Here is a 13416-nt window from a genome sequence, read left to right as displayed (position 1 = left end):
TCGTCCGTCGGTCAGGGATCGCTCGATAGGGTGACCCGGCAACGCCACCCGATTGATGAGGAAGATCTCGTGTCCCGTGTACGTTCCGCTGCCCTCAGCGGTGTCCTCGCTCTCTCCCTGCTCGGCCTGGCCGCGTGCGGCTCGGCGTCCAGCGACGACGAGGCCGGCGGTGCGCCGCTGAGCTCGGTGACGATCACCGGCGACCAGGGCAAGGAGCCCAAGGTCACCTTCGACGGCCGTCTCGACGGCTCGCAGGAGGAGACCGACGTGCTCGTGGAGGGCGACGGGGAGACCGTCGCCGACGGCGACACGGTGCAGGCGAACTGGTGGGTCGGCAACGGCTTCACCGAGAAGGAAGCCCAGAGCACCTACACCAAGGGCGGCGCGACGCAGTCGGTCGAGATCTCCGACGACATCCTGCCGTTCCTGAAGAAGGCCACGGTCGGCCACAAGGTCGGCGACCGCGTCGTGATGCTGCTGTCGGCGGAGGACGCCTACGGCGAGTCGGGCAACCCGACGATCGGCATCGGCAACAAGGACTCGGTGCTCGCGATCGTCGACATCATGGGCCGAAAGGACACCGTCCCGCCGCTCGACGGACCGAAGGGCGAGGAGAAGAAGCCTGCGGCCTGGGCCCCGACCCTCATCGAGAAGGACGGCGTCATCACCGGCCTCGACTTCACCGACGCGCACGAGCCGACCGGCAAGCTCATCGCGACGACCCTCGTCAAGGGTGACGGCGCGAAGGTCAAGTCCGGCCAGACCCTCACGGTCAACTACCTCGGCCAGGTCTACGACGCCAAGGCGCCGTTCGACGAGTCCTACAGCAAGGAGCCGGCCGAGTTCCCGATCGGCGTCGGCCAGGTCATCACCGGCTGGGACGAGCGCCTCGTCGGTCGCACCGTGGGCTCCCGCGTGGTCCTCGAGATCCCGCCGGCCGACGGCTACGGCGAGGCGGGCAACGAGAGCGCCGGCATCAAGGGCACCGACACGCTCTTCTTCGTCGTCGACATCCTCGCGGCCTCCTGATCGACCCGGAACCGACCCGGACCACGACGAACGCAGCCAGGGGGAGCAGGATGGTGCAGCCGCGGGCCGAACGCCTGATGAACCTGCACATCCTGCTGCTGGGCGCGAAGCGCTTCATCGGCAAGGACGCGATCCGCGAGGCGGTCTACCCCGAGCACCCCCGCGGGCCGGCCGGCGACGAGGCCTTCGAGCGCGCCTTCGAGCGCGACAAGGACGCCCTGCGCCAGATCGGTGCCGTGATCGAGGTCGGCAGCGCCGACGTCTTCTTCGACGACGAGATCGGCTACCGGATCCCCACCGAGCAGACGTCCCTCCCGGAGATCCGGTTCGAGTCCGACGAGGCGGCGGTCCTCGGCCTCGCCGCCCAGGTCTGGCAGCAGGCCACGCTCGCCAAGGCGACCGGGCGTGCGCTCGCCAAGCTGAAGGGCCAGGGCGTCGAGATCGACCCGTCGCGCCTGGAGGTGGTCGCTCCCGCGATCGCTGCCGACGAGCCCGCCTTCGAGCCGCTCTGGGACGCGGTGGGCAAGCGTCGCCAGGTGAGCTTCGCCTACCAGCGGCCCAGCGAGGCCGAGCCGACCACCCGCCGGCTCCAGCCCTGGGGTCTGGCCCGCTCGTCCGGTCGCTGGTACGTCGTCGGCCACGACGTCGACCGCGGTGCCGAGCGCGTCTTCCGCCTCTCCCGGATCGTCGGGAGCGTGCGGGCCACCGGCAAGTCGGCGGCGTACGACGTCCCGGCGGGCACCGACGTGCGCGCCGTCGCCCGGCGGCTCTCGCCGTCCTTCCCCTCCGTCCGGGCCGAGATCCGGGTGCGGCAGGGGATGGGCATCGGCCTGCGGCGACGTGCCGAGTCCGTCACCCCGCTCGAGGACCCGGCCGGCTGGGACCTGATCGTGGTCGAGGGTCCGGTCCACGAGCTGTCCGACGAGGTCCTCACCTACGGCCGCGACGCGCTGGTCCAGGGCCCGCAGGCCCTCCGCGACGACGTCGTCGGACGGCTGCGGGCGGTCGCCGGAGCCGCCCCGTCCGAGGGAGGTGGGCAGCGATGACCCAGTCCGCCGACACCGCTCCCGACCAGGTCGCGCGCCTGCTCGCGCTCGTCCCCTACCTCCTCGCCCGAGGCGAGGTGCGCCTCGACGACGCGGCCGCGCACTTCGGCACGGACGCCGACCAGATCGAGCGCGACCTGCGCCTGCTCTTCATGACGGGTGTGTCGCCGGGGCTGCCCGGCGACCTCATCGAGGTCGACCTGGAGGCGCTCGAGGGCGACCGGATCATCCGGGTCGACAACGCCGACTACCTCGCCCGACCGGTGCGATTCTCGCCCGCCGAGGCGACCGCGCTGGTCGTCGCCCTGCGCACGATGCTGGAGACCGCACCCGCCGAGGCGCGCGACGTCATCGAGCGCACGCTCGCCAAGCTCGAGCAGGCCGCCGGGCAGGACGGCGAGGGCCTGCTGCGCCTCCACGTCACCCCGACGCCGCTCGAGGCGAGTGCCGTACGTCCCACCCTCGAGGCGGCGATCGAGCACGGCCACCAGGTCGAGATCACCTACCACGTGCCCTCGCGCGACCAGGCGTCGCAACGGGTCGTCGACCCGCGCGGCCTGTCGCGGGTCGAGGAGGTGCTCTACCTCGACGCCTGGTGCCACACCGCCCGGGGCGACCGCGCGTTCCGCGTCGACCGGATCCTGACCGCGACGCAGCTCGACACGCCCGTGCGTGACCCCGGCGCCCGGGCGCGTGACCTCACGGGCGGCTGGTTCACCGACGCCGAGACCACCACGGTGACCCTGCGGCTCGCACCGCCTGCGCGCTGGGTGGTGGAGTACTACCCGGTGACCGCGCAGCGACCGGGCCCCGACGGCACGGTCGAGGTCGACCTGGAGGTGGCCAGCGAGCAGTGGGTGCAAGCGCTCCTGCTGCGCCTCGCACCGCACGCGACGCTGCTGGCGCCCACGGCCTACGCGACCGCGTTCACAGACGCAGCACAGTCAACCCTCAGCCTCTACGAGGACGACGGCGTAGACTCGTGACGGTTCCTCGGCGGACCACGCACGACCCCCAAGACGACCCCCAGACGACGGAGTGACTTCCATGGTGAACCCGATGATCGGCATGCCGCAGGGTGCGGAGTGGCTGGTGATCCTCTTGATCGTCGTCCTCGTGTTCGGTGCGTCCAAGTTGCCCGACCTCGCGCGCAGCTCCGGCCAGGCGCTGAAGATCTTCAAGGACGAGACCAAGAACCTGAAGGACGACGGCGACACCGACAGCGCCGCCGCCAAGACCCCCGAGCAGCTCGAGATCGAGCGGCGCAACGCGGTCCAGTCCGAGACGCACAACGAGACCTCCGGCGAGGTCCTCCGCGAGCGGCGCGACGACACCACCGCCTGACGGCTGATACCCGACCACGGTGAGTGTCGCCGGAATCGTCGGCCTGTTCAACGGCCGACCGCACAACGACGTCGGCCCGGACGGCCGGATGGCCCTGTCGGACCACTTCCGTGAGTTCCGCGCGCGCCTGCTGCGGTGCCTGCTCGCGTTCGTGGTCGTCTTCGCCGTGGCGCTCTACTTCCGCCACTTCCTGCTCGACAGCGTCTTCGGGCCCTACGAGCAGGCACAGGCGAAGCTCCCCGAGGGGACGACCGAGGCCACCACGAGCGGCGCCGCCGCCGGCCTGATGCTGTGGCTGAAGCTCGCCGGCTTCGCCTCGGTGGTGCTCACCGCGCCCTACTGGCTCTACCAGATCTGGGCCTTCGTGCTCCCCGGGCTCCACGCCCAGGAGAAGAAGATGACGCGGATCTTCGTCGCGGTCGCCGGACCGCTCTTCCTGGTCGGGGTCGCGCTCGGCTACGTCACGCTGCCGGTCGCCTTCGAGGTCCTGATCGGCTTCAACCCCGATGGGGTCACCAACCTCATCGACTTCAACGACTACCTGCAGTTCTTCACGCGCACGCTGCTGGTCTTCGGCCTGTCCTTCAACATCCCGGTGTTCGTGGTGCTGCTCAATTTCGCGGGGGTGGTCAAGGGCCGCCAGCTCGCCGCCTACCGGCCGTGGATCGTCATCGGCACCTTCATCTTCGCCGCGGCTGCGACCCCGTCGACCGACCCGTTCTCGATGTGCCTGATGGCGGTGCCGATGATGCTGCTGTTCTTCGCCTCGGAGGTCATCGCGCGGCTCAACGACCGGCGCCGCGCGCGTGAGCACGCCCGCAAGCTCGCGTCCAACGGCCTCTGACCCGCCCCGGACGCCGCGGTCGGGCGTCTGACAGGGTGGAGCCATGCAGGCCACCCTCCACGACGTCGACGCGTTCGACCTGCCGGAGTGGCTCGGCACCCAGGACGTGGTGTGGGCCTCGGAGGCCGGACTGCGGACCGGTCACCTCGTGCGGGGTGAGCTCACCGCCGGTCCCGGCGAGCAGCTGGACTGTGACCTGATCGCCGTCGACGAGGCCTACCCGGAGCCCGTGGTCGACTCAGCGACCCGCCTGCGGGTCCACCAGGCGTGGCGACACGGCCAGGTGGTGGTGGGCGAGGTCGACGGCCGGCTCGCCCTCGCGGTCCCCGGGACCCGCTTCGACCCCGACCTCGTCCTGGACGCGCTCGGGCGCCTGGCCCGCGCCGTCGGCGCGCACGAGGAGCACTACGCCGCGCTCCTGCGACTGAGTCGCTGACGGCCGCGCCGCCACCCGGGGGATAGGGTCGCGCTCATGCACGACCCGGTGGGGCCCGAGCACGCGGTGCGTGGGCGCGAGATCGCCCTGCTGACCAACCCCACCTCCGGCAGGGGCCGCGGCGCCCGGCACCGTGACGCCGCGCTGACCCGCCTGCGTGAGAGCGGGTTCGTGGTGCGCAACCTCCAGGGGCGCGACGCCGACGAGGCGGCCGACCTCGCCCGGGGGTGCGTCGCCGACGGCGTCGAGGCGCTCGTCGTGTGCGGCGGGGACGGACTCGTCCACCTCGGCGTGCAGGCGGTCGCGGGCACCGGCGTACCCCTCGGGCTCATCCCGGCCGGGACCGGCAACGACGTCGCGCGCTACCTCGGCCTGCCGCGCACCGACCCCGTCGCGGCCGCCGACCGCGTCATCGCCTCGCAGCGCCGCACCATCGACCTCGCCCGCAGCGGAGGGCGCTACTTCGTCACCGTGCTGGCGGCGGGCTTCGACGCGATCGTCAACGAGCGTGCCAACACGATGACGTGGCCGCGCGGGCAGATGCGCTACAACCTCGCCACCCTGGCCGAGCTGCGGACCTTCCGACCGATCCCCTACGTGCTCCACCTCGACGACGGGTCCGGGCCCGAGACGATCGAGCACGAGGCCATGCTGGTGGCGGTCGGCAACGGCCCGTCCTTCGGCGGCGGGCTCCGGATCACCGAGGGCGCCTTGCTCGACGATGGTTTGCTCGACCTCGTGGTGATCACGCGGATGAGCAAGCCCAAGCTGGTGCGGTCCTACCCCCGGCTCTTCACGGGGAGGATCGACGGCGTCGAGGAGTACGTCCACCGCAGGGTGCGGTCGGTGACCGTGGCGGCGCCCGGCATCGTGTCGTACGCGGACGGCGAGCGCTTCGGCCCGCTGCCCCTGACCGTGGAGTGCGTGCCCGGCGCGCTGGAGGTGATCGCATGACCAACCCCTCGAACAGCGACCAGCACGAGCAGAGCCCTGCGGAGCGCTACGCAGCGTTCCAGCGGGAGAAGCCGTACCCGATGCTGAAGGACTTCGCCGGCCTCTACGGCTTCGAGCTCGACGACTTCCAGGTGCGCGCATGCCAGGAGATCGAGAGCGGGCGCGGCGTGCTCGTCGCGGCCCCCACGGGCTCCGGCAAGACGATCGTCGGCGAGTTCGCGATCCACCTCGCCCTGCAGACCGGACGCAAGGCGTTCTACACGACGCCGATCAAGGCGCTGTCGAACCAGAAGTTCCACGACCTGGTGAAGCGCTACGGCGCCGACAACGTCGGCCTGCTCACCGGCGACAACGTCGTCAACAGCGAGGCGCCCGTGGTCGTGATGACCACGGAGGTGCTGCGCAACATGCTGTACGCCGGCTCCCGCACGTTGCTGGGCCTGGGCTACGTCGTGATGGACGAGGTGCACTACCTCGCCGACCGGATGCGCGGGGCGGTGTGGGAGGAGGTCATCATCCACCTGCCCGAGTCGGTCACCCTGGTGTCGCTGTCGGCCACGGTCTCCAACGCCGAGGAGTTCGGCGAGTGGCTCGAGACCGTCCGTGGCGAGACGACGACGATCCTCGAGGAGAAGCGGCCGGTGCCGCTCTTCCAGCACGTCATGGTCGGTCGGCGGCTGCTCGACCTGTTCGCCTCCTCCGACGTCGACGCGAGCGCCGGCTTCGTCAAGGAGGGAGCGCCGGTCAACGACGAGCTCACGCGGATCGCGCGCGACGACTGGGCCAGCACGCGGCTGATGCGCGACCGGCGCTCGCCCCGCAAGGGCAAGCCGGGCTCGTCCAAGAACCCCCGGTCCGTCGGCAACGGGCGCCGGGTGTGGATCCCCAGTCGCGTCGACGTCGTCGAGCGGCTCGACCGCGAGGGTCTGCTGCCGGCGATCATGTTCATCTTCAGCCGCGCCGGCTGCGATGCCGGGGTGTCCCAGCTGGTGCAGGCCAACGTCCGGCTCACGACGGCGGCCGAGCGCGACGAGATCTTCGCCCGCGTCGAGGAGGCCTCGCGCTCACTGCCGGAGGAGGACCTCCACGTCCTGGGCTACCACGAGTTCCTCGACGGGCTCACGCGCGGCATCGCGGCCCACCACGCCGGGCTGCTGCCGGCGTTCAAGCAGGTCGTCGAGGAGCTGTTCCAGGAAGGCCTGGTCAAGGTCGTCTTCGCGACCGAGACCCTCGCGCTCGGCATCAACATGCCCGCGCGCACGGTCGTGATCGAGAAGCTGTCCAAGTGGAACGGCGAGACCCACGCCGACCTGACGCCGGGGGAGTACACCCAGCTGACCGGTCGGGCCGGGCGACGGGGCCTCGACATCGAGGGCCACGGCGTCGTGCTCTACCAGCCAGGGATGAACCCGCGCGAGGTCGCCGGCCTGGCGTCGACGCGCACCTATCCGCTGCGCTCGTCGTTCCGGCCGTCGTACAACATGGCCGTCAACCTGGTCCACCAGTTCGGCCGCGAGCGCTCCCGGGCGCTGCTGGAGCAGTCGTTCGCGCAGTTCCAGGCCGACCGGGCCGTCGTCGGGCTCGCCCGGCAGGTGCAGAAGGCCGAGGAGGCGCTCGACGGCTACCGCGACGCGGCGCACTGCCACGTCGGCGACTTCATGCAGTACGCCGGTCTCCGCCGGCAGATCTCCGACCTCGAGAAGGGCGCAGCGCGCGAGCGCCGGCAGGACCGCCGCGAGGACGCGATCGCCTCGCTCGGCAAGCTGCGCCCCGGCGACGTGATCCACGTGCCCGCCGGGAAGTTCAGCGGGCTCGCCGTGGTGATCGATCCCGGGTCCTCCGGCGACGAGCCCCGGCCGTACGTCGTCACCGCCGACCGTCAGGCGCGCCGGCTGGCGCCGATGGACTTCCCGGTCCCTGTCGAGTCCATCGGCCGGCTGCGGCTGCCGAAGTCGTTCAACGGACGCAACCCCGCGCAACGGCGCGAGCTCGCCAACGCGCTCAAGTCACGGGCCGACTCCTTCGACGCCCCCGCCGCGCGGCGCCAGAAGCAGCGCGACTCCTTCAGCGACACCCCGACCGACCGGGAGATCGCCAGGTTGAGGGCAGAGCTCAAGGCCCACCCCTGCCACCAGTGCCCCGAGCGCGAGGACCACGCCAGGTGGGCGGAGCGCTACTTCAAGCTCGAGCGTGACACCGAGACGCTCAAGCGCCGGGTGGAGAACCGCACCAACACGGTTGCTCGCACCTTCGACCGCGTCTGCGACGTGCTGACCGCGCTGGGCTACCTCGACGGCGACACGGTGACCGCCGAGGGCGGCCACCTGCGCCGGATCTACACCGACATGGACCTCGTGGCCGCCGAGGCGATCCGCGAGGGACTCTTCGACGACCTGACACCGTCCGAGCTGGCATCGGTCCTGTCGGCGCTGGTCTTCGAGGCCCGTCGCGCTGACGACGCTTCGTCGCCGAAGATGCCGGGTGGCCGCGTACGACCCGTGCTGGGCGAGCTGGTCAAGGTCTGGGGACGTCTCGACGCCCTCGAGCGCGACCACAAGCTCGACTTCCTGCGCGAGCCCGACATGGGCTTCGCCTGGGCGGCATGGAGGTGGGCCGAGGGCGACGACCTCGACGACGTCCTCATGGTCACGGGCCTGTCGGCGGGTGACTTCGTGCGCTGGATGAAGCAGCTGCTCGACCTGTGCGGCCAGGTGGCCGACGCAGCCGGCGACTCGCCGCTGCGCGACACCGCCCGCACGGCGGCCCGGCAGCTCAAGCGCGGCGTGATCGCCTACAGCGTCCTGGCGGAGTGACGGTCGAGCGAGTCGACCACCGTGAGCCCGGGGCGGTGGGCCCGTAGCCAGTCGGCCACCTCACGCGCCGTCCGGCCCACACCGGCGTACTCGATCCACACCGTGCGCACCTCGGTCGCCGACCGGTCCAGCAGCGTCGTGCGCTGGTCCTTCTCCCGGCTCGCCCCCTGCACCCGGTCCGGCGAGACCGGCACGAGCTCGACGTAGGCGCGGTGCGTGTCGGGAGTGCGACCCGCGGTCGGCAGCCGGCTGACGACGACCGCGGCGCAGTCGGTCCAGGCGAGGAAGGCTCCGTCGAGGTTGCCGTAGGGGTGGCGGACCCGCGCCCCGAGGTCGTCGAGCTGGAGCGTCGGGATCCCGCTGGACAGCACCGTGCGGCGGGTGCGCATGCTCGTGAGCCAGCTGCGGCCGGCCCACACCGACGCAGCGGAGTACACCAGGGCGACGAGGAGCACCTGCCCGTCGGACTGCACCAGGCAGAACACCCAGATGCCCACGACCGACACCGCGATCATGGCGAGGAAGACGACCTCCTTGACGAACTGCCGCCAGAATCCCTCGGCCGGCAGCAGCGCGCTGTCGAGCCGTCCTCCCTCGTCCATCCGTTCGTCCCCCCGTTCGTCCCCCACGTCGTACCCCTCGTGCGACCAGCAGTGCGCCACAGCATCCACCACCGGCGCGCTCCACGTCGCAGGAACAGCCGGAGCGGATGTGGTTGGCTTCGGACCATGGCCTCTGGTGACCGCCTCATGCTCCTCGACACCGCCTCGCTCTACTTCCGGGCGTTCTTCGGCGTGCCCGACTCCATGCGGGCGCCGGACGGCACGCCGGTCAACGCGGTGCGCGGACTGATGGACTTCATCAGCCGGCTGGTGGGGGAGTACGACCCCAGCCACCTCGTCTGCTGCTGGGACGACGACTGGCGACCGCAGTGGCGCGTCGACCTCATCCCGTCCTACAAGGCGCACCGGGTGGTGCAGGAGCTGCCCGGGCCGAGGCCGGACGTCGAGGAGGTGCCCGACCCGCTCGAGACGCAGATCCCGATCATCGTCTCGGTGCTCGAGGCGTTCGGCATCGCCAGGATCGGTCACCCGGAGATGGAGGCCGACGACGTCATCGGCACGCTGGCCACGGACGCCGGGATGCCGGTCGACATCGTCACCGGCGACCGCGACCTGTTCCAGCTCGTCGACGACGAGGCGGCGGTCCGGGTGCTCTACGTCGCGCGCGGGGTCAGCAAGCACGAGCGCGTCGACAACGCCTGGGTGCGCACCAAGTACGGCGTCGACGCCCGCCACTACGCCGACCTCGCCACGCTGCGCGGCGACGCCTCCGACGGGCTGCCCGGCGTCGCCGGTGTCGGTGACAAGACCGCGGCCACGCTGCTCAACCGGTTCGGGTCGATCGATGCCGTCGTGGCGGCCGCGAGCGACCCCGAGTCCGACATGGGCCCCGGTCCGCGCGGGAAGATCAAGGCGGCACTCGACTACCTCGACGTCGCGCCCGAGGTGGTCGCCGTACGCCGTGACCTCGACCTCGGCACAGCCGACCTGACCCGCCCCCGGACGCCGGCCGACCACGACGCCGTCGTGGCCCTCGACGAGCGGTGGGGCCTCGGCTCGTCAGCGGTGAGACTCGTGCAGGCCCTGTCCGGTTCGGACTAGGGTGCGTCAGTGAGTTCTCCCGAGGTCGAGTCCAAGGACCGGCAGATCCTGTCCCTCCTGGCCTCGGACGGCCGGATGTCCTTCACCGACCTCGGCAAGGCGACCGACCTGTCGACCTCGGCGGTGCACCAGCGGGTCAAGCGGCTCGAGCAGCGCGGCCTGATCACCGGCTACGGAGCGACCGTCGACCACGACCAGCTCGGCCGACCGCTCACCGCCTTCATCTCCATCACGCCGATCGACCCCTCCCAGCCCGACGACTACCCCGACCGGCTGGTCGGCATCCCGGAGATCGAGTCGTGCTGGTCGGTGGCCGGCGAGGAGTCGTACATCCTCAAGATCCGCGTCGCCACCCCCCGCGACCTCGAGGACCTCCTCGCCCGGATCCGCGGCGCCGCCGGCGTCTCCACCCGGACCACGATCGTCCTCTCGACGCCCTACGAGAACCGCCCCATCGCCTGAGCGCTCCGGCTTGCTGCCAGCTCCTTCTGGAGTGATCCCCGGCTGACCGGGGATCACTGAACATGTCAGGCGTTGCAGAGGCCGACATGTTCAGCGAGTGCCTCGCGGCTCGGCGACCTCAGGCGGCCGGCGCGTCCCGGAAGAGCCTGCGGATCCTCGTGGCGACTTCGTCGGGTCGATAGAGGTCAGCCCAGACGATGCGGACGCACCGCCAGTCCATGAGCTCGCAGATGAGCGACTCACGCTTCTTCTCGCGGAGGACGCAGTCGACGATCGACTCGCCCTCGCGCCTGTGCTTGAGGTACTTCTCCTTCCCGTCGAACTCCAGGAAGACGCCGCGCGACGGCCACGCGAGATCGACGCGGGCGATCTCCCTGCCGTGCTGGTCGACGATCGGATAGTTCGGGATCGGCGCAGGCAGGTGTTGCGTCCAGCAGAGATAGCGGGACCGGGTCTCACCCACAGACTCCGATCGACCGTCCGCAAGTCGAAGGACGAGATCGGTCGTGAGCGTTCGGGGCCAGTACGCCATCTTCTCGTACCGGTCGTGGAGCTTCTCCAGTGTGGTGTGGCCGTTGTGGAGCAGGTGGTCGATCTCGACGAGTGCGTGCTCCACGTCGAGGATCGTCGTCAGCTCGAGGGCCGTGCGAGTGCCGCTCATGACGCTGAGGCCGTTGCGCTCGACCACGTCGTCGTCCTCGACCTTGCCCCGGTGCTGGACGATCCCTGCTTCGGCGCGCCCGGCCCGCTCGTCCGACCGGGTCATGTGGACCGACTTCAGGTCCGCCTCCCACATCGGACATCCGTACTCGTTGCCCGAGCTGGAGTGGCTCAGCACGACCTCGGCGCGCGCCTGCCGGACCGCTGCGCGGCACAGCACGGCGTACCTCTGGTTGCTGCTCAGGTCGACCCAGGCGTCACCGAACACATAGGCGCCGCGTCGTACGCGCACCCACGCCCCCGTGCGGACCAGAAGCGCGATCGCTCGGTCGTGGTAGCCGAGCGCGAGCGCTTCCTTGCGCGTGAACACGCCGTGCTTGCCGATGAGGGCACGGAGCTGAGCATCCATGCGCACGATGCTCGGGGGAGGTGCCGACGGTCGGCCACGACGGTGGTCGAGAGCTGTGGACGACCGATCATCGCCGCCATCTGTGGATGAGTGGTGGCCCGGATTGTCCGTTCCTCCGCCTGTCCCGGAGGCACTCGCTGAACTTGTCAGGCGTTGCAACGGCCGACAACGTCAGTGATCCCCGGTCGGCCGGGGATCACTGCGAGAGACGGGCGTCAGCTCACCAGGCCTGGAGCGCAGCGGTACGACGCGACGCCTCGGCCATCTCGGCGGCCTTGAGGGAGGCCTCGTCGAGGCGGCCGTGCTGCTCCCACCACTGCTGGCCGGACTCGGGGAGGGTGTGGATCGGGTCGTAGTACTCGTAGAAGCGCGAGAGGGCCTCGGCGTCGTCGGCCTCGATCGAGGTGCGGTAGTTCTTGGTCCAGAACGAGATGCCGTGCTCGGTGTCGTAGTCGGCGTTCTGGTGCACCCAGCGCTTGCCGACGAACGGCACGTCGCACACGATGCGCGGCGTCGCGAAGCCCGGGAGGTAGCCCATGATGTGGTGCTGGAGCCGCTGGGCGTCGGCGAGCGAGACCCGCCAGTGCTCCGAGAACGGGATCATGTCGCACATGTAGAAGTAGTAGGGCATGATCTGCGCGCCGTCGAGGAGGCGGAAGCACAGGTCGAGCAGCGCGTGGGGCTCGGCGTTGACCCCGGCCAGCAGCACGCCCTGGTTGCGTACGTCGCGCAGGCCGGCGTCGAGCATCGCCCGGGACGCCTCGGCGACGATCGGCGTCACCGAGTTCGCGTGGTTGGCGTGGGTGTGCATCGCGAGCGAGACGCCGCGTGAGCGGGCCACGGTCGCGACCCGGTTCACTCCCTCGACCACGTCGGGCTGCAGCCAGTGCTGGGGGAGGCCGATGAGCGCCTTGGTCGCGAGCCGGATGTCGCGGATGTTCTCGACCTCGAGCACCGACATCAGGAACGCCTCGAGGCGGGGCCACGGCATGTTGGCCACGTCGCCGCCGGAGACGACCACGTCGCGCACCGACGGCGTACGACGCAGGTAGTCGATCATGTCGCCGATGCGGTCGTTGGGCTTGCCGGCGAACTTCAGCTTGTCGATGACGACCGTGGAGTTGCCGACGAGGTCCATGCGGGTGCAGTGGCCGCAGTACTGCGGGCAGGTCGGCAGCAGCTCGGCCAGGACCTTGGTGGGGTAGCGGTGGGTGAGTCCCTCGGTGGCCCACATGTCGTGCTCGTGGAGCGAGTCGCGCGCGGCGTGGGGGTGCGAGGGCCAGTCGGTGCGGCGGTCGCTGAAGACCGGGATCATGTAGTGGCGCACCGGGTCGGCGTAGAACGCCTCGGTGAGCGAGCCGGCGCCCGCCGGGGTCACCGTCGGCACCATCGTGTTCATCATCTGCGGCGGCACCAGCATCGACATGGTCGCGCGCTCGGCCTGGTCGCGCTCGAGGTCGGCGTAGAACCGGTCGTCGAGGAGGTCGCCCATCAGCTCGCGCAGCTGCTTGACGTTCTTGATGCAGTGCGCGCGCTGCCACTGCACCGAGGCCCAGTCGGCGGCGGTGACGTCGGCCCAGCCCGGGAACCGGGTCCAGTCGGGCTCGACGAGCTCGACCCGCTGGTAGGGGTAGGGCTGGCCGGTGGCGAGTGCCTGGTCGAGCGGGCTGGCGGTCTCGATGCTCATGGGGTCTCCTGTGGATCAGAGCTGAAGCGTGGAGCGGCGCGCCGGTTGTGTGTGCGGCGACACATCTG

The 13416-nt window shown here is 70.7% G+C and carries 13 protein-coding genes; 10 read left to right on the top strand and 3 right to left on the bottom strand.

The genetic code is table 11. The annotated features are described in order from the left end of the window. Positions 1–69: 69 nt before the first annotated feature. From EUA93_RS16595 to EUA93_RS16560, 8 genes are all read left to right on the top strand, one after another. Positions 70–1029 (top strand): FKBP-type peptidyl-prolyl cis-trans isomerase, encoded by a 960-nt coding sequence (locus tag EUA93_RS16595; protein WP_129401429.1) that lies wholly within the window; start codon positions 70–72, stop codon positions 1027–1029. A gap of 50 nt (positions 1030–1079) precedes the next feature. After that, positions 1080–2075 carry a helix-turn-helix transcriptional regulator gene (locus EUA93_RS16590; protein WP_129401428.1) on the top strand — a complete coding sequence of 332 codons (996 nt, stop codon included), beginning with the start codon at positions 1080–1082 and terminating at the stop codon, positions 2073–2075. Beyond that, positions 2072–3061 (top strand): helix-turn-helix transcriptional regulator, encoded by a 990-nt coding sequence (locus EUA93_RS16585; RefSeq protein WP_129401427.1) that lies wholly within the window; start codon positions 2072–2074, stop codon positions 3059–3061. The genes EUA93_RS16590 and EUA93_RS16585 overlap by 4 nt, the downstream gene beginning before the upstream one ends. Before the next feature lie 61 nt (positions 3062–3122). After that, the gene (tatA, locus tag EUA93_RS16580) at positions 3123–3419 is read left to right on the top strand and encodes a twin-arginine translocase TatA/TatE family subunit (protein ID WP_129401426.1); all 297 of its coding nucleotides are present in this window, start codon (positions 3123–3125) and stop codon (positions 3417–3419) included. Between the two features lie 19 nt (positions 3420–3438). Then, entirely contained in the window at positions 3439–4263 is an 825-nt protein-coding gene (gene tatC, locus EUA93_RS16575) for a twin-arginine translocase subunit TatC (protein WP_129401425.1), read from the top strand. A 43-nt stretch (positions 4264–4306) separates the two neighbouring features. Then, on the top strand, positions 4307–4699 hold the full coding sequence (locus EUA93_RS16570) for a hypothetical protein (protein ID WP_129401424.1): 393 nt from the start codon (positions 4307–4309) through the stop codon (positions 4697–4699). 36 nt (positions 4700–4735) lie between these two features. After that, positions 4736–5653 carry a YegS/Rv2252/BmrU family lipid kinase gene (locus EUA93_RS16565; protein WP_129401423.1) on the top strand — a complete coding sequence of 306 codons (918 nt, stop codon included), beginning with the start codon at positions 4736–4738 and terminating at the stop codon, positions 5651–5653. Continuing rightward, entirely contained in the window at positions 5650–8466 is a 2817-nt protein-coding gene (locus tag EUA93_RS16560; RefSeq protein ID WP_129401422.1) for a DEAD/DEAH box helicase, read from the top strand. Before EUA93_RS16565 ends, EUA93_RS16560 begins: the two co-directional genes overlap by 4 nt. On the opposite strand, the gene EUA93_RS16555 is transcribed toward EUA93_RS16560, so the two are convergent. After that, entirely contained in the window at positions 8445–9068 is a 624-nt protein-coding gene (locus tag EUA93_RS16555) for a hypothetical protein (protein WP_129401421.1), read from the bottom strand. The genes EUA93_RS16560 and EUA93_RS16555 overlap by 22 nt on opposite strands. A 126-nt stretch (positions 9069–9194) precedes the next feature. Here EUA93_RS16555 and EUA93_RS16550 point away from each other — a divergent pair, with 126 nt between their 5' ends. Together EUA93_RS16550 and EUA93_RS16545 are read left to right on the top strand one after the other, a co-directional pair. Further along, positions 9195–10130: a 5'-3' exonuclease gene (locus EUA93_RS16550; RefSeq protein ID WP_242497463.1), complete on the top strand. Its 936-nt coding sequence runs from the start codon at positions 9195–9197 to the stop codon at positions 10128–10130. A 9-nt stretch (positions 10131–10139) separates the two neighbouring features. After that, the gene (locus EUA93_RS16545; RefSeq protein WP_129401420.1) at positions 10140–10592 is read left to right on the top strand and encodes an Lrp/AsnC family transcriptional regulator; all 453 of its coding nucleotides are present in this window, start codon (positions 10140–10142) and stop codon (positions 10590–10592) included. Between the two features lie 118 nt (positions 10593–10710). Here the strand turns inward: EUA93_RS16545 and EUA93_RS16540 are convergent, their stop codons facing one another. Together EUA93_RS16540 and EUA93_RS16535 are read right to left on the bottom strand one after the other, a co-directional pair. Then, positions 10711–11661, bottom strand: coding sequence for a type IV toxin-antitoxin system AbiEi family antitoxin domain-containing protein (locus EUA93_RS16540; protein ID WP_129401419.1), 951 nt, complete (start codon positions 11659–11661; stop codon positions 10711–10713). A 220-nt stretch (positions 11662–11881) separates the two neighbouring features. Next, positions 11882–13348 (bottom strand): KamA family radical SAM protein, encoded by a 1467-nt coding sequence (locus EUA93_RS16535; RefSeq protein ID WP_129401418.1) that lies wholly within the window; start codon positions 13346–13348, stop codon positions 11882–11884. Positions 13349–13416: the final 68 nt, after the last annotated feature.

It is taken from the genome of Nocardioides oleivorans (assembly GCF_004137255.1).
Taxonomy (GTDB): domain Bacteria; phylum Actinomycetota; class Actinomycetes; order Propionibacteriales; family Nocardioidaceae; genus Nocardioides; species Nocardioides oleivorans.
Note: the sequence above shows the minus strand (reverse complement) of the source record. Positions and strands in the feature narration are given on the sequence as shown.

Excerpts from the sequence above, each read along its gene's own strand:
- EUA93_RS16540 (WP_129401419.1), bottom strand. The coding sequence starts at position 11,661 with ATGGATGCTCAGCTCCGTGCCCTCATCGGCAAGCACGGCGTGTTCACG.
- EUA93_RS16585 (WP_129401427.1), top strand. The coding sequence starts at position 2,072 with ATGACCCAGTCCGCCGACACCGCTCCCGACCAGGTCGCGCGCCTGCTC.
- EUA93_RS16550 (WP_242497463.1), top strand. The coding sequence starts at position 9,195 with ATGGCCTCTGGTGACCGCCTCATGCTCCTCGACACCGCCTCGCTCTAC.
- EUA93_RS16565 (WP_129401423.1), top strand. The coding sequence starts at position 4,736 with ATGCACGACCCGGTGGGGCCCGAGCACGCGGTGCGTGGGCGCGAGATC.
- EUA93_RS16555 (WP_129401421.1), bottom strand. The coding sequence starts at position 9,068 with ATGGACGAGGGAGGACGGCTCGACAGCGCGCTGCTGCCGGCCGAGGGA.
- tatA (WP_129401426.1), top strand. The coding sequence starts at position 3,123 with ATGGTGAACCCGATGATCGGCATGCCGCAGGGTGCGGAGTGGCTGGTG.
- EUA93_RS16590 (WP_129401428.1), top strand. The coding sequence starts at position 1,080 with ATGGTGCAGCCGCGGGCCGAACGCCTGATGAACCTGCACATCCTGCTG.
- EUA93_RS16535 (WP_129401418.1), bottom strand. The coding sequence starts at position 13,348 with ATGAGCATCGAGACCGCCAGCCCGCTCGACCAGGCACTCGCCACCGGC.
- EUA93_RS16570 (WP_129401424.1), top strand. The coding sequence starts at position 4,307 with ATGCAGGCCACCCTCCACGACGTCGACGCGTTCGACCTGCCGGAGTGG.
- EUA93_RS16560 (WP_129401422.1), top strand. The coding sequence starts at position 5,650 with ATGACCAACCCCTCGAACAGCGACCAGCACGAGCAGAGCCCTGCGGAG.